This is a genomic window from Stenotrophomonas maltophilia group sp. RY12688, assembly GCF_052149045.1.
In the GTDB taxonomy this organism is placed as follows: Bacteria; Pseudomonadota; Gammaproteobacteria; order Xanthomonadales; family Xanthomonadaceae; genus Stenotrophomonas; species Stenotrophomonas sepilia.
The window spans coordinates 4,150,951-4,165,823 of record NZ_CP197389.1 but is presented as its reverse complement, the minus strand read 5'-3'; the positions used below and the strand labels follow the sequence as shown (position 1 = coordinate 4,165,823).

The following is a 14,873-nucleotide window of genomic DNA, read 5'->3' as shown; positions in this document are numbered from 1 at the left end:
CATGCTTGCCCGTCTTTCCAGCGTGCTGCTGTGCGCGCTGATGTTCATTGCCGCACCGCAGGTGCAGGCCGCCGACCCCGCCATCGATGCGATCACCCAGGCGGTGGCGCGGCCGGACGTGCTGCGTGGCCAGTTCAGCCAGGAAAAGCAGGTCAGCGGCTTCAAGAACCCGCTGCGCTCGCAGGGCCGGTTCGTGGTCGCGCGCCAGCATGGCGTGATCTGGACCACGCTCAAGCCGTTCCCCTCCGAAGTGGTGGTCACCGCCGACCGCATCCTCAGCCGCCAGCGCGATGGCAGCACCCGTGTCGAGCTCGATGCACGGCAGCAGCCGGCGATGCGTTCGGTGAACGCGATCATGTTCGCGCTGATGAGTGGCGACGTGCAGGCGCTGTCCGGCCAGTTCAACGTGGCGGCCAGCCGTGAAGGGCAGGGCTGGCGGCTGCGACTGACGCCGAAGTCGGCGATGCTGGCCAAGGCGTTCCAGTCGCTGACCCTGCAAGGTGACCGCTACGTGCGCCAGGTCGAGATCGTCGAGGCCAACAAGGACCGCACGCAGATCCAGTTCAGTGCACTGAGCGAAGCGCCGGCCACGCTCGCCGCCGACGAGGCACGCCGCTTTGAGTGAGGGGGCAGCATCGAACGGGCCGGACCGGTTGCGGCGCTGGTGGCACTGGCTGGGCATCGCCTGGCTGGTGCTCCTGCTGGTGTTGGGTGCGCAGCAATGGCGCCTGTGGAGCCAGCAGTCGCGGATCGACACCGACATCCTCGCCCTGCTGCCGCAGGACGCGCATGACCGCCTGTTGAGTGACGTCACCCGGCGCATCGCCGACGGCAGCTCGCGCCAGGTGGTGGTGCTGCTGGGCAGCAAGGATGGCGCCGCCGCCAAGCGCGCACAGGCGGCGTTCGCTGCGGCGATGGCGGCGGATGCCGACAGCGCGTTGCTGGTGCCCAGTGGTTCGATCGAAGGCTGGTTCGACGAGGCGCGCGCGTTCTACGCGCCGTACCGCGACCGCCTGCTGACCCCGGCCCAGCGCGTGCAGCTGCAGGGCAGCGAGCCGGGCGCGTTGGCCGAGCAGGCGTTGGCTGCGCTGTACGGTCCGATGGGCGCACCGCGCCTGACCGATTGGCGGCAAGACCCGCTCTCGCTGTGGCCGCAATGGTGGCAGCAGCAGGCGCAGGGGTCGGGGTTGCGGCTGGGCGATGATGGCCTGCTCGAAGCCGAGGGCAGGCATTGGGCCGTACTGCAGTTCGATACGCCGGGGTCGGCGTTCCAGCTTGACGGCGAGCGCCATCTCGACGGCCTGCTGGAACGTGCCGGGCTGGCCGCCAGGGCGGCGGTGCCAGAGCTGGAAATCCTGCATGCGGGTGTGCCGCTGCACGCCGAAGCGGCGGCGGTGCAGGCCAACCAGGAGATCAACACGATCGGCTGGGGCTCGCTGGCCGCAGTGCTGCTGCTGGTGTGGCTGGCGTTCCGTTCGCTGCGGCCGATCCTGCTGGTCGCCGCGTCGTTGCTGATCGGCTGCGGCGTGGCGCTGGCGGTGACCGTACTGGTGTTCGGAAAGGTGCACGTGCTCACCCTGGTGTTCGGCGCGTCGCTGGTGGGCGTGGCCGAGGACTACGGCATCCATTGGTTCGCTTCGCGCCAGGCCGAACCGGCTGATCGTCGCTGGAAGCTGCTGCGGCACCTGCTGCCCGGCCTGTGGCTGGCCCTGCTGACCAGCGCGCTGGCCTACCTGGCACTGGGCCTGGCCCCGTTCCCGGGCCTGCGCCAGATGGCATTGTTCTCGGTGGTCGGCCTGGCCGCCGCCTTCCTTACGGTGATTTTCTGGTTCCCGTGGCTGGATGGCGGTGAGATCCGCCAGACCCGTTTCTCGCAGTGGCTGGGCAACACGCTGGAGCGCTTCCCGCGGTTGCATGGCCGCCGGCCGGTGACGGTGTTCGTGGTGATCACGCTGGCGCTGTCTGCCATCGGCATTGCCCGCCTGAACAGCAACGACGACCTGCGCAGCCTGCAGTCCTCGCCGCCGGCGTTGATGGCCCAGCAGATCCGCCTGAGCCAGCTGCTGGGCATGCCCAGCCCGGCGCAGTTCTACCTGGTGCAGGGCAGTGACGCCGCACAGCTGCTGCAGCGCGAAGAAGCGCTGACCGAACGCCTGCGTGTACTGGCCAACGACAAGCGCATTGGTGGCTACCGTGCGATCAGCGACTGGCTGCCGTCGCCAGCGCGCCAGCAGGCCGATGCCGCGCTGACCGCCAAGGTGGAACCGGGCGTGCTGGACGCGGTGTCCGAGGCGGTCGGCGAACCGCTGCCGCGCCCGGATTTCGCCGCTACGCCGCTGACCGCGGAGGCGTTCCTGGCCTCGCCGGCCTCGCAGCCGTTCCGCCACCTGTGGGTGGGCGAGGTCGGCGGGCAGATGATCAGCGTGGTGATGGTCGATGACCTGTCGCGCGCCGATGCGCTGGCCACCCTGCGCGGGGCGGCCGAAGGCCTGCCGGGTGTGCGCTGGGTGGACCGCACCGCCGACTTCTCGCAGCTGCTGGGCCACTACCGCAAGCTGATGGGCGGGCTGCTGCTGGTCGGCATCGTGCTGGTGTTTGGCGCGCTGTGGCTGCGCTACCGCCGCCAGGCCTGGCGCGTGTTCGCGCCGACCCTGATTGCCGGCGCATTGACCTTGGGCCTGCTGGGCCTGTTCGGCCAGCCGCTGCAGCTGTTCAACGTGCTGGCACTGATGCTGCTGCTGGGCATGGGCATCGACTACGGCATTTTCCTGATCGAGCACCGCGGCGACGCCAGTGCATGGCTGGCCGTGTGCGTGGGCGCGGCCAGCACCTGGCTGTCGTTCGGCCTGCTTGGCCTGTCGCAGACCCCGGCGTTGCGCGCGTTCGGCCTGACCCTGCTGTTCGGCATCGGCCTGGTCTGGCTGATCTCGCCACTGTTCCGGCCGCCACCGCATGACCTGCCGCCGGCCTGAGTCCGCCTTCCGCTTTTCTTCCTTCCCCTGATCGAGCAACAAGGACGCCCCGATGAGTACTGCTGTGGATGCTGTCGAACGCACTGAAATCCTGATCATCGGCGCAGGCCCGGCCGGCTCCGTGGCCGCGGCGATGCTGCGCCAGCAGGGCCGCCAGGTGCTGATGCTGGAGCGCCAGCAGTTCCCGCGCTTCTCCATCGGCGAAAGCCTGCTGCCGCAGAGCATGGAGTACATCGAAGCAGCCGGGCTGCTGCAGGATGTGGTCGAGGCCGGCTTCCAGTACAAGAACGGCGCGGCCTTCGTGCACGGTGAAGCGCGTACTGCCTTCGACTTCCGGAAGAAGTTCTCGCCGGGCTGGGGTACCACCTACCAGGTGCAGCGCGCCGACTTCGACAACGTGTTGGCACGCGGCGCCGAGCGCATGGGCACCACGCTGCGTTTCGGTGATGAAGTGCTGTCGGTCGAACCCGGTGAACAGCCTGCGGTGAGCGTGCGCCGCCCGGATGGCAGCGAATACCGCATCGAGGCCGATTTCATCCTCGACGCATCGGGCTTCGCGCGCCTGCTGCCGCGCCTGCTGCAGCTGGAATCGCCATCCAATTTCCCGGTGCGTGGCGCGATCTTCTGCCACGTACGCGACAACATTCCGGCCGAAGCCGACTTCGACCGCAACAAGATCCTGATCACCACCCACCCCGAGCACATCGACGTCTGGTACTGGACGATCCCGTTCTCCAATGGCTGCTGTTCGCTGGGCGTGGTCGCCGAGCCGTCGTTCTTCGAGCGCTACGAGGGTGACGACCTGCAGAAGCTGCAGGCCATCGTCGGCGAGGACCCCAACCTGACCCGCCTGCTGGCCAACGCCGAATGGGCGGTGCTGCCGGTGCGCCGGATCACCGGCTATTCGGCCAACGTCAGTTCGCTGTGGGGGCCCGGCTACGCGTTGCTGGGCAACGCCGGGGAGTTCCTCGATCCGGTGTTCTCGTCCGGTGTGACCATTGCCTTCAAGTCCGCGCAGCTCGCCAGTGAATGCCTCAAGCGCCGCTATGCCGGCCAGGCCGTGGACTGGGAGGCCGAGTTCTCGATCCCGCTGCGCGCGGGCGTGAAGACCTTCCGCCGCTTCGTCGAAAGCTGGTACCAGGGCGGCTTCCAGAAGATCATCTACCACCCGCAGCAGCAGCCCGAAGTGCGCGACATGATCAGCTCCATCCTGGCCGGTTACGCCTGGGACACCAAGAATCCGTATGTGGCCGATGAAAGTGGTCGCCGCATGCGCGTGCTGGAGGAATTGTGCAGCGCCTGATCTTCCGTACTGCGGCCCTGCTGCTGTGCCTGCTGCTGGCCGCCTGTGCCGGCCGCACGCCGAAACCGCAGGTGGAACTGCCGCCGCTGCGCCTGGCGCCAGCCAGCCTGCCGGCGCCGCTGGCGCTGCAGCAGCAGCTGCATTTCCGCTTCGGCACGCATGAGCGCGATCTCGACGCGCTGCTGGAAGCCGACGCCCAGCAGGTGCAGCTGGCCGTGCAGGCGATGGGCCAGACCGGCGTGCGCCTGCAATGGGACGGCCAGCAGCTGACCCAGCAGCGCGCGCCATGGCTGCCACCGCAGGTGCGCGCCGAGCGCGTGCTGGATGACCTGCAGTTCGCGCTGTGGCCGACCGCGGCCATTGCCGCCGTGCTGCCGGCGGGCTGGCAGGTCAGTGATGATGGCTATCAGCGCAGCCTGTCGCGTGAGGGCACCGTGTGGCTGCACCTGCAGCGGCTGAACGATGGCAGCGTGCAGCTGGACAACCGCGCCGAAGGCTATGCGCTGCGCATCGAATCGATCGACATGGCCGGGCCGGACCGATGAGCGCACCGATCTACCTGAACGACCTGGGTGTGGTCTGTGCACTCGGCGCTGGCCGCGCCGCCGTGACGTCGGCACTGTTCGCCGACGCGCCGGGCGGGCTCAGCGACAACGACAGCCTGTTGCCGGGGCGCACCCTGGCGCTGGGGGAAGTACGCACGCCGCTGCCGGCGCTGGATGACCTGCCGGTGGCCCTGCGCGGGCGCAACAATGCCCTGCTGGACGTGGCATTGGCTCAGATCGCGCCGGCAGTGGCTGCGGCGATCGCCCGCTACGGTGCCGAGCGCGTAGCGGTGGTGCTGGGCACCAGCACCTCGGGCATTGGTGAATCCGAGCAGGCATTGCGCAGCCACGCCGAACAGGGCCAGTGGCCGCAGGGCTTTGATTACGCCCAGCAGGAAATGGGCACCGCCGCGCAGTTCGTGCGCCAGCGCAGTGGCGCACAGGGGCCGGCATGGACCCTGTCCACTGCCTGCTCGTCCAGTGCCAAGGCGCTGATGTCGGCCGCACGCATGCTGCGCGCCGGCATCGTCGATGCGGTGATCGCCGGTGGCGCCGATTCGCTGTGCCGCTTCACCGTGGCCGGCTTCAGCGCGCTGGAATCGGTCTCGGCCCAACGTTGCAATCCGTTCTCGCAGCATCGTACTGGTATCAACATCGGCGAAGGCGCCGCGCTGTTCCTGCTCACCCGCGAACCCGGCCCGGTATGCCTGGCGGGGTGGGGCGAGTCGGCCGACGCCCACCACATGTCCGCCCCGGACCCGCAGGGCCTGGGCGCCATCGACGCCCTGCAGCAGGCGCTGCAGCGTGCTGGCTGGGCCGCCGGCGAAGTGGACTATGTGAACCTGCATGGGACCGCGACCGGCCACAACGATGCGATGGAAAGCCTGGCCGTGTCGCAGGTGCTGGGCAGCCACGTGCCGGCCAGTTCGACCAAGCCGTTGACCGGCCATACGCTGGGTGCCTCGGGTGCCATCGAGGCGGCGCTGTGCTGGATCGTGCTGGCCGAGAACCCGCAGCAGCTGCTGCCGCCGCACTGGTGGGACGGCGTGGCCGACCCGGCACTGCCGGTGCTGCCGCTGGTCGCACCGGGCACGCGCCTTGCGCAGCCGCCACGGCGGGTGCTGAGCAATTCGTTCGCCTTCGGCGGCAGCAATGCCGTGCTGGCACTGGAGCGTCGATGAACACGCTGTACGCGATCGAAGACGTGGTGCCGCACCGCCAGGACATGTGCCTGCTGGAGCGCATCACGCAGTGGGACCAGGACGCCATCGAGGCCGAACTGGTGGTGCCCGAGGCCGGCCTGTTCGTCGAGGATGACCAGGTGCCGGCATGGGTCGGCATCGAGTACATGGCGCAGGCCATCGCGGCCTGGGCCGGTTGCCGAGCGCGTGCGGCCGGCAGGCCACCGCAGCTGGGCTTCCTGCTCGGCAGCCGCCGCTACAGCAGCGCGCGCAGCAGCTTCCCCAGCGGTTCGCGGCTGCGCGTACAGGCGCGCTGCGAGTTGTTGGGTGACAATGGATTGGGGATGTTCGCCTGCCGCATCCTGGCAGGCGAGGAAGAATGGGCGACAGCCAACGTGTCGGTGTTCGAACCGGCCGACGCGATGGCCTATCTGGAGAGTGGACAGGCATGACAGGGAATCGAAGCGTGCTGGTGACCGGCGCCAGCCGGGGCATCGGCCGGGCCATCGCGCTGCGCATCGCGCGCGATGGCTTCGACGTGGTGGTGCATTGCCGCAGCCGCGTGGATGAAGCACAGGCGGTGGTCGCCGAGATCCAGGCACTGGGCCAGCAGGCCCGCGTGCTGGTGTTCGACGTGGCCGACCGCGCGTCTGCGCGGGCCGCTCTGGAGGCCGATGTCGAAGCGCACGGCGCTTACTACGGCGTGGTCTGCAATGCCGGCATCGCCCGCGATGGCGCCTTCCCGGCGCTGTCAGCGGACGATTGGGACCAGGTCATCCACACCAACCTGGATGGCTTCTACAACGTGCTGCATCCGCTGATCATGCCGATGGTGCGGCGGCGCAAGCCGGGCCGCATCGTCACCCTGTCGTCGGTCTCCGGACTGGCCGGCAACCGCGGGCAGGTCAACTACAGTGCCGCCAAGGCCGGCATCATCGGCGCCACCAAGGCCCTGGCGCTGGAACTGGCCAGCCGCCAGATCACCGTCAACTGCGTGGCCCCGGGCCTGATCGAGACCGAAATGCTCAACGACGAAGTGGTTGAACACGCGCTCAAGCTGATTCCCGCCGGCCGCGTTGGCCGCCCGGACGAAGTGGCGGCTACCGTGGCGTTCCTGCTGTCCGAACCGGCCGGCTACATCACCCGCCAGGTGATCTCGGTGAACGGAGGCATGCTCTGATGGCCGCCGATCGTCGCGTGGTGGTTACCGGCGCCGCTGCCATCAGTCCACTCGGCCACGACTGGCCGACCATCGAAGCGCACCTGCGCAGCTGCCGCAACGCGGTGCGTGCGATGCCCGAGTGGGATGTCTATGCCGGGCTGAACACCAAGCTGGCCGCGCCGGCGCAGGACTTCGAGCTGCCGCCGAACTACAACCGCAAGACCACCCGCTCGATGGGCAAGGTCGCGATCATGTCGGTGCGCGCCACCGAGGTGGCGCTGCGCGAGGCCGGCCTGAATGAGCATCCGGTGCTGCGCAGTGGCCGTACCGGCGTGGCCTATGGCTCCTCGTCCGGCAGCCACGAGGCCACCGGCGAATTCGGGCGCATGCTCAACGAATTCACCACCGATGGCATCAGCGCCACGACCTATCTGAAGATGATGAGCCACACCGCGCCGGTCAACATCGGCGTGTTCTTCGGCCTGTCCGGGCGCGTGTACACCACCTCCAGCGCCTGCACGTCAGGCAGCCAGGGTGTGGGCGCGGCCTATGAAGCCATCCGCAGCGGCAAGCAGACGGTGATGGTGGCCGGCGGTGCCGAGCAGCTCGATGCCACCGCTGCAGCGGTGTTCGACACGCTGTTCGCCACCAGCGTGCGCAACGACGCGCCGCAGACCACGCCTCGCCCGTTCGATGCCGGCCGCGATGGCCTGGTGCTGGGCGAGGGCGCCTGCACGCTGATCCTGGAAGACCTGGAACACGCGCAGGCGCGCGGCGCCACCATCCTTGCCGAGGTTGTCGGCTACGGCACCAACAGCGATGGCCAGCACGTCACCCAGCCCAGCGCCGACACCATGGCCCAGGCCATGCGCCTGGCATTGGAGGACGCCGGCCTGGACGCGGCGCAGATCGACTACGTCAACGCCCATGGCACCGCCACCGACCACGGCGACATCGCCGAGACCCAGGCCACCGCACAGGTGTTCGGCAGCCGCGTGCCGATCAGCTCGCTGAAGAGCTACGTCGGCCACATGCTGGGTGCCTGTGGCGCGTTCGAGGCCTGGGTGAGCATCCAGATGATGCGTGCCGGCTGGTTCGCGCCCACCCTGAACCTGGCCGCGGTCGACCCGCGCTGTGGCCAGCTCGACTTCATCACCGGGCAGGGCCGCGAACTGCGGGCCGAGTACGTGATGAGCAACAACTTCGCCTTCGGCGGCATCAACACCTCGCTGGTGTTCCGCCGCTGGAGCGAGTGATCCACTGCGCCAACACACCGTTCCCGTTACCTCCGCACCCTCGACAAGGAGATGTTCCGATGCGCCGCACTCTCATGATCGCCACGGCTACCGCGCTGCTGGCCCTGACTTCCACCGCTTCCGCCCGCGACACGCGTGTCGAACAGTCCCTGCAGGAACTGGTCAATTCGCAGGCCGCCAAGGACGCCGGCATCGACGGCAGCGTGCGTTTCTATCTGGCCGGCCAGCCGGTCAGCGTGCAGCAGCGCCTGGGCGAAGACGTGACCAACAAGAAGACCAACGCCGCCAACAAGAGCGATGCCGAGGCCTGCCGCTGGGTTGCGCTGTCGGCACTGCGCGCGCTGCAGGACGGTGCCAAGTCGCGCGGCGCCAACGCCGTGGTCGACATCGTCAGCTATTACAAGAAGAACGAGTTCAAGAGCAGCACCAACTACGAGTGCTACGCCGGTGCCATCCTCGCGGGTGTCGCGCTGAAGGGCACCTACGCCAAGGTCAAGTAAGCGCCCGTGTGGCGGCGGCGCAGCCTGAACGTCGCCGCCACATTGCTGAACCCCACAGGCGAAACGCCGCCGATCGCGCCGCCATCGTCGGCTGACGGCTTTCCCCGGTGTCGGCTTTCCGACACAATCATGGCTCTTCCCGGGTTATCGTCCCGCGGACATGCACGCCTACGTCTATAAAAGCCAACTCAAGCCGGACACCTACGTCTACGTTCCCCGACGCGATGATTTCAGCGCGCTGCCCGCGCCGCTGCTCACCTCGCTGGGGACGCTCGCCTTCGTCCTGGAGGTGGCCCTGGATGCCCAGCGCCGCCTGGCGCAGGCTGACCCGGAAAAGGTCCGCAGCGAAATGAGCGAGCGCGGGTTCTACCTGCAGGTGCCGCCGTCGGTGGCCAGCCTGATGCCGCGCCACTATGACTGACGCCTCCCGTCCGCGCATTCTGTCAATTGCCCTCGCCGCGGGCGCGGTGCTGGCGCTGGGCGCCGCCGTGGGCGGCGTTCCGGGTGCGGTCCTTGCCGCACTGGCGCAGCCCGCGTTCGCGTTGGCGATATCGTGGTGGCGCCGCAGCCGCGCGCTGCTGCCGCTGAAGGTGGTCGCACGCCAGGACCTGCCGGCGCTGCTGGCATTGTGGGCAGCCGCCCCGCTGTTGCTGGCGCTGCTGCTGGCCTGGCCGCTCGCAGCGCTGCGTGACAGCGGCAGCCTGGCGGCAGTGCTTGGCCTGAGCGTACTGGTCAGTGCCGGCCTGCTGGCGGCCTGGCGCACCTGGCCATTGTGGAACGATGTCGAACGCCTGGATGGCAGCCTGGCCCAGCACTGGCAGGCGCTGGCGGGGCGCGACCTGACTGCTTGGCGTGGCCTCGGCGTGGCCGCGCTGGTCATTGCGCTGGCCGCGCTGGTGGTGCTGCCGGCCTGGCCGGGCCTGTTGCCGGAAAGCGCGCGCTGGCCCGCCGCGCTGGCGGTCGTACTGCTGTCGCCGGTGCTGCACCTGCTGCTGCAGCGGGTCGCGCCTGCGCCGCTGGTGTCCTTGCGCTCCAGCCCGTTGGTGGCGTCCAGCGCTGAACCCGAACCGATGTTCGCAGCGGCGGCCGACGTCCTGCCGCTGGAGGCGATGGCGCCGCAGGAACTGACACCGGCGCTGTATGAAGCCGCCCGCCAGGGCCGCATCGACCGGGGCCTGCAGCTGCTGCAGGCCGGTGCCGATCCGTATGCGCTGCCGGACCCGAACTGGCGTGACCAGCGCAGCCTGGCGGTGCTGGCCGCGGTGCTGCCGGACCTGCGCCTGCTACGCGAACTGATTGCCCGCGGCGTCGATGTGAATGCGCCGCACCGGGGCATGACCCCCCTGCTGGCGGCGACCCGCGACAGCTGGCATGGCCGCCCCGAAGCGGTGATGACCCTGCTCGCCAACGGCGCCGACTCGCGTGCCACCGACAGTGATGGCAACACCCCGCTGCACCATGCCGCACGCAGTTCCGACCCGGGCGTGGCCGCGCTGCTGCGCGATGCCGCTGCCGAAGTCGATGCGCTGAACCGTGATGGCTGGTCGCCGCTGGCGGTGGCCTGCCAGGTGGGCAACTGGCGTCTGGCCCGCTTCCTGCTCGAACGCGGTGCACGCTGCGAACCGGCCGATGGCACCCCGGTGCTGCTGGCCGCCGCCGCCACCGAGGATGACGATCCGGCGGGCGTGCAGCTGCTGCTCAAGCACAAGGCACGGGCCGACGCCCGCGATCGCCAGCGCCGCAGTGCGTTGCATGAGGCGGCCCTGGCCGGCCATGTCGAGATCATCGGCGTGCTGCTCGGCGCGGGCGCCAATCTGGAGGCGCGCGATGCACTGGGGCGTACGCCGTGGCTGGAAGCGGCCCGTGCCGGTCGCGCCGCCGTGATCGAGCACCTGCTGCCGCACAAGCCGGACCTGGTCGCGGTGGACGGCGAAGGCCGCAATGCGGTGCAGCTGGCGGCGATGGCCGAGGATGTCTCGCCGCTGCTGATCAAGCGCCTGGTCGAACTGGGCATCGCGGCCGATGCCACCGATCCGGTCGGCCGCCGTGCGGTGGACTACGCCGCCGAGGCCGGCCGCTGGGCGATCGTAGCCCTGCTGGACCCGTCCTATCCGTTGCCGGCCGCGGTCAGTGATGGCCTGGCCGATCGTGGCGAAGCAGCCAGTGCCAGCGGCCTGCTGCCGGACCGTCCGCCGCTGACCCTGCTGCGCGAGGCTCTGGGCTTCGGCAACACCGACGGCATGGCGGCGCTGGCCAGGCTGTGCCAACCGGAGGAACTGGGCGGGCTGCTGCTCGATCCGGAGTTGGCGCTGGAACCGCGTGCGGTGGACTGGCTGCTGGGCCACGGCGCCGATCCCTATGTGCGTGATGCCTGCTCCGACACGCCGATGTTCGCGCTGTTGTCGCGCGGCATCGATGCGGTGCCGGCGTTGCAGGTGATGCTGCAGCGTGGCCTGTCGCCGGCCGGCCGCGGTGGCCTGGCGCGCTTCCTTGCTGCCTGCGCACAGCACGACCAGGCCGCGCGTGGCCTGGAACAGCTGGCACTGGAACTGCTTGAGCGTGGCGCCGATCCGTTCGCCGCCTCGCCGGCGGGCGATCCGCCGCTGTCGCTGGCGGTGCGCCTGGGGTGGCTGCGGCTGCAGCAGGCCCTGCTCAAGGCCGGCGTTGATCGCGAAGCACGCGACAGCCACGGCATGACCGCACTGCACCTGGCCACCGCATTGGCCCGCGAAGGCGCGCTTAAGCTGCTGGTGCAGCATGGTGCCTCGCCGGAAGCACGTGCCGCCGACGGCCAGACACCGCTGGGCGTGGCGCTGTCGATCGGTCGCCGCGATCTGGCCGACTGGCTCGATTGGCGGGTGTGGCCGTTGCCGCGCCGCACCCTGCGCGAGGCCGATCTGCCGGCCGCCGCAATGGCCGGTGACGTCGATGCAGTGCGCCGCCTGATCGATCTGGGCTTCGCCGTCGACGCCGTCGACGCACAGGGCTGCACCGCGCTGCTGCGTGCTGCCGGTGGCGGCCACCTGGCGGTAACCGACCTGCTGCTGGCGCGCGGCGCCGATCCGCAGCACGCGGCGGCCAGTGGCGCGACGCCGCTGTCGGCGGCGGTCAGCATGCGCCAGGTGGACATCGTTTCGGCCCTGCTCGACGCTGGCGCCAAGCTGGAACACCGCCTGCCGGGTGGCGTGACGGTGCTGATGCTGGCCTCCGCGCTGGGCCTTCCGGACATCGTCGCGCGCCTGCTCACGGCGGGTGCCGACGTGCATGCCGGTGACGCGCAGCAGCTGGGTCCGCTGCACTGTGCCGCGCTGTACGGTTTCAGTGCCCGCGACCGCTCGCGCCTGCTGGCGCTGCTCGACACCCTGCTGCTGGCCGGTGCTGAACCGGACCAGGCCGCCGCTGGTTCTGTCACGCCGCTGCTGCTGCTGCTGGGCGCGCGCGCCGAGCCGGGTACCGCCTGCGACGAACAGGTGGTGATGGCCGCAGTGGAGCGCCTGCTGGACGAGGACGTAAGCCTGGATGTACGCGACCCGCGTGGCTTCGGCCCGCTGCATCTGGCCGCGCTGCATGGCCTGCCGCTGCTGGTGCAGCGCCTGCTGCGCGCCGGCGCCGATCCTGAAGCGCGCGACAGCCTCAACCGCAGCCCGCGCGAGATCGCGGTGATGCGTGGCTTCATCGACGTGGCCGGCGAGTTCGAGCCGCGCGTGCCGGGCGTTTCCTCGATGGCGCGGTTCCTGCGCGACAACGGCTGATCGGGACCCGGTAGATCCACGCCATGCGTGGATGATCGTGCCCGGAAGCCAAAGCATCCACGCATGGCGTGGATCTACTGCCGGAATCCGCAACCTCAATCTGTGGTGGGTGCCGACCGTTGGTCGGCACGCCTATTTGTCGTCCCTTTCCGCGTCGGCCTCGAACAGGTGCATCAGGTCGTTGCGCGCATCACGCGAGGTCTGGATCACCGCGGCCTCGTCGTCGTACACCAGGTACTGGTCACGCAGCAGCTGCTCATCATGCTCACGGAAGCGCTGCACATGGCGTTCGGCCACGTCTGGTGCCACGCCCAGCGCCGTCAGCACGCGCCCGCTCATCTCCAGGCTGGTGCCGAACACTTCGCGGAACGGCTCGGCCGACATGTCCATCAGGCGCCACGCATGCTGGCGGTTGCGCGCTCGCGCCAGCACCTTCGCGTCCGGGTACAGCCGGCGCACCATGCGCACCGCGCGCAGGTTGGTCTCCGGGTCGTCCACGGTGATGACGAACACATCGATGTGCTCGCCACCCGCTGCACGCAGCATCTCCGGGCGGGTCGGGTCGCCGTAGTACAGCTGGTTGCCGAAGCGGCGCAGGTCGGCCACCGTGTCCGGGTTCGCCTCCAGCGCCACGAACGGCACCTTCTGTGCGGTCAGCAGGCGTGCGATCACCTGGCCGAAGCGGCCCATGCCGGCGATCAGCACCTTGGGCCGGTTGTCCGGTGCCACCTTGTCGGCCTCGGCGGTCCCGCGCGGTGGAGCCTTCTCCTGGCCGAGCAGCTTGAGCAGCGCGATCATCAGCAGTGGCGTGATCGCCATCGACAGGCCGACGATCGCCACCAGCCGATCGTGATTGGCGTTGCCCAGCAGGTGCGCGCGCTGCGCTTCGTTGAACACCACGAAGGCGAACTCGCCCCCCAGCCACAGCACGCTGCCCAGCAGCAGCGACTGCCGCGGACTGAGCTTTGCAATACGGCCAATCACATACAGCAGGCTGAACTTGACCACCAGCAGGATCGCCACGCCGGCCGCGATCAGCCACGGCTCTGCGGCGATGCGGTCGAGATCGATGCCCATGCCCACCGCGATGAAGAACAGCCCCAGCAGCAGGCCCTTGAACGGCTCGATCTGCGCTTCCAGTTCGTGCCGGAACTCCGAATCGGACAGCAGCACCCCGGCCAGGAACGCGCCCAGGCTGGGGCTGAGGCCCGCTTCCTGCATGAACCAGGCAGTGCCCAGCACCACCAGCAGGGCGGTGGCGGTGAACACTTCCGGGCTGCGGGTGCGCGCGATGATGCTGAACACCTTGCGCAGCACCGGTCGCCCGCACAGGATCACCACGGCCAGCGCGCCGAGGGCCACGGCGGCGTCTTCCCAGCGCAGGGTCTCGTTCTTCGCCCCGCCCAGCAGCGGGATGGCCGCCAGCAGCGGGATCGCGATCAGGTCCTGGAACAGCAGGATGGCAAAACCCAGCCGGCCATGGTCGCTGTTGATCGCCTTGTGCTCGGACAGCAGCTGCAGGCCTACCGCGGTGGATGACAGCGCCAGCGCAACACCGACCACCAGCGCGCTCTTCCACTGGAAGTGGTCGAGCAGCAGCAGGCCGCCCAGCACCAGCCCGGACATCGCCACCTGCGCCGCGCCCGCGCCGAACACCGAGCGCCGCATCACCTTCAGGCGTGCCGGCGACAGCTCCAGGCCGATCACGAACAGCAGCATCACCACGCCGATCTCGGCCGCGCCGAGGATGCGGTCGGCGTCCTGCACGAAGCCCAGCCCGTCCGGGCCCAGCACCACGCCGGCCGCCAAGTAGCCCAGCACCGCGCCGAAGCCGAACTTCTTGAACACCGGCACGGCAATGACCGCCGCCAGCAGCAGCACCAGGGCCAGTTCCAGACCGCCGCTATGCATGGGAATACCTGGTCATCGGGGAAGCCCGCAGTGCGTCCGTTCGGGTGGGGAAAGCGTGGCGAGCGCCACCCGGCCATTATGCGCGCCGGTTGGTGTATGCACGAGAACAACCGGCCGGCAGGCGCCCGGCGCAGGGATGCCGGGTTGACCTGCATGGCCCGCGGGTCCAGACTGCCCGCCGCTGGCGGCGCACCGCCGGCACGCGCATTCCGGAGTCCCCAACCCATGTCCAGCGACAGTAGAAGTCGACCTCGTTCGACGCCAGCGATGGCCACCGCCTGACATCGGGAC

General features: G+C 69.5%; 12 protein-coding genes. 11 read left to right on the top strand and 1 reads right to left on the bottom strand.

Going from position 1 to position 14,873, the window contains the following annotated elements:
- Position 1 precedes the first annotated feature (1 nt).
- The 11 genes from ACS0OT_RS19270 to ACS0OT_RS19220 all read left to right on the top strand — a co-directional run bounded on the left by ACS0OT_RS19270 (position 2) and on the right by ACS0OT_RS19220 (position 12,671).
- On the top strand, positions 2–625 hold the full coding sequence (locus tag ACS0OT_RS19270; protein ID WP_442256460.1) for a LolA family protein: 624 nt from the start codon (positions 2–4) through the stop codon (positions 623–625).
- On the top strand, positions 618–2,972 hold the full coding sequence (locus ACS0OT_RS19265; RefSeq protein ID WP_442255942.1) for an MMPL family transporter: 2,355 nt from the start codon (positions 618–620) through the stop codon (positions 2,970–2,972). Before ACS0OT_RS19270 ends, ACS0OT_RS19265 begins: the two co-directional genes overlap by 8 nt.
- A 52-nt stretch (positions 2,973–3,024) precedes the next feature.
- A complete protein-coding gene (locus tag ACS0OT_RS19260) occupies positions 3,025–4,275 on the top strand; it encodes an NAD(P)/FAD-dependent oxidoreductase (protein WP_414607057.1) in 1,251 nt (416 codons plus the stop codon).
- Positions 4,263–4,820, top strand: coding sequence for a DUF3261 domain-containing protein (locus ACS0OT_RS19255; RefSeq protein WP_065196798.1), 558 nt, complete (start codon positions 4,263–4,265; stop codon positions 4,818–4,820). The genes ACS0OT_RS19260 and ACS0OT_RS19255 overlap by 13 nt, the downstream gene beginning before the upstream one ends.
- Complete coding sequence (locus ACS0OT_RS19250) at positions 4,817–6,001, top strand: beta-ketoacyl-[acyl-carrier-protein] synthase family protein (RefSeq protein ID WP_139727993.1); 1,185 nt, start codon at positions 4,817–4,819, stop codon at positions 5,999–6,001. The genes ACS0OT_RS19255 and ACS0OT_RS19250 overlap by 4 nt, the downstream gene beginning before the upstream one ends.
- The gene (locus ACS0OT_RS19245; RefSeq protein ID WP_005420287.1) at positions 5,998–6,453 is read left to right on the top strand and encodes an ApeP family dehydratase; all 456 of its coding nucleotides are present in this window, start codon (positions 5,998–6,000) and stop codon (positions 6,451–6,453) included. The genes ACS0OT_RS19250 and ACS0OT_RS19245 overlap by 4 nt, the downstream gene beginning before the upstream one ends.
- The gene (locus tag ACS0OT_RS19240) at positions 6,450–7,181 is read left to right on the top strand and encodes a 3-ketoacyl-ACP reductase FabG2 (protein ID WP_049416034.1); all 732 of its coding nucleotides are present in this window, start codon (positions 6,450–6,452) and stop codon (positions 7,179–7,181) included. Before ACS0OT_RS19245 ends, ACS0OT_RS19240 begins: the two co-directional genes overlap by 4 nt.
- Entirely contained in the window at positions 7,181–8,419 is a 1,239-nt protein-coding gene (locus ACS0OT_RS19235; protein ID WP_262090195.1) for a beta-ketoacyl-ACP synthase, read from the top strand. Before ACS0OT_RS19240 ends, ACS0OT_RS19235 begins: the two co-directional genes overlap by 1 nt.
- Before the next feature lie 59 nt (positions 8,420–8,478).
- Positions 8,479–8,919, top strand: a complete 441-nt coding sequence (locus ACS0OT_RS19230; protein ID WP_005420284.1) for a hypothetical protein — start codon at positions 8,479–8,481, stop codon at positions 8,917–8,919.
- A gap of 160 nt (positions 8,920–9,079) precedes the next feature.
- A complete protein-coding gene (locus tag ACS0OT_RS19225) occupies positions 9,080–9,340 on the top strand; it encodes a YcgL domain-containing protein (protein ID WP_014648833.1) in 261 nt (86 codons plus the stop codon).
- Positions 9,333–12,671, top strand: coding sequence for an ankyrin repeat domain-containing protein (locus tag ACS0OT_RS19220; protein ID WP_164092792.1), 3,339 nt, complete (start codon positions 9,333–9,335; stop codon positions 12,669–12,671). Before ACS0OT_RS19225 ends, ACS0OT_RS19220 begins: the two co-directional genes overlap by 8 nt.
- Before the next feature lie 132 nt (positions 12,672–12,803).
- Here the strand turns inward: ACS0OT_RS19220 and ACS0OT_RS19215 are convergent, their stop codons facing one another.
- On the bottom strand, positions 12,804–14,582 hold the full coding sequence (locus ACS0OT_RS19215) for a monovalent cation:proton antiporter-2 (CPA2) family protein (RefSeq protein ID WP_065177846.1): 1,779 nt from the start codon (positions 14,580–14,582) through the stop codon (positions 12,804–12,806).
- Positions 14,583–14,873: the final 291 nt, after the last annotated feature.

What these genes read in the sequence shown, in the direction of transcription:
- ACS0OT_RS19260 (WP_414607057.1), top strand. Translation starts at nt 3,025, where the DNA reads ATGAGTACTGCTGTGGATGCTGTCGAACGCACTGAAATCCTGATCATC.
- ACS0OT_RS19225 (WP_014648833.1), top strand. Translation starts at nt 9,080, where the DNA reads ATGCACGCCTACGTCTATAAAAGCCAACTCAAGCCGGACACCTACGTC.
- ACS0OT_RS19230 (WP_005420284.1), top strand. Translation starts at nt 8,479, where the DNA reads ATGCGCCGCACTCTCATGATCGCCACGGCTACCGCGCTGCTGGCCCTG.
- ACS0OT_RS19270 (WP_442256460.1), top strand. Translation starts at nt 2, where the DNA reads ATGCTTGCCCGTCTTTCCAGCGTGCTGCTGTGCGCGCTGATGTTCATT.
- ACS0OT_RS19220 (WP_164092792.1), top strand. Translation starts at nt 9,333, where the DNA reads ATGACTGACGCCTCCCGTCCGCGCATTCTGTCAATTGCCCTCGCCGCG.
- ACS0OT_RS19240 (WP_049416034.1), top strand. Translation starts at nt 6,450, where the DNA reads ATGACAGGGAATCGAAGCGTGCTGGTGACCGGCGCCAGCCGGGGCATC.
- ACS0OT_RS19250 (WP_139727993.1), top strand. Translation starts at nt 4,817, where the DNA reads ATGAGCGCACCGATCTACCTGAACGACCTGGGTGTGGTCTGTGCACTC.
- ACS0OT_RS19245 (WP_005420287.1), top strand. Translation starts at nt 5,998, where the DNA reads ATGAACACGCTGTACGCGATCGAAGACGTGGTGCCGCACCGCCAGGAC.
- ACS0OT_RS19215 (WP_065177846.1), bottom strand. Translation starts at nt 14,582, where the DNA reads ATGCATAGCGGCGGTCTGGAACTGGCCCTGGTGCTGCTGCTGGCGGCG.
- ACS0OT_RS19235 (WP_262090195.1), top strand. Translation starts at nt 7,181, where the DNA reads ATGGCCGCCGATCGTCGCGTGGTGGTTACCGGCGCCGCTGCCATCAGT.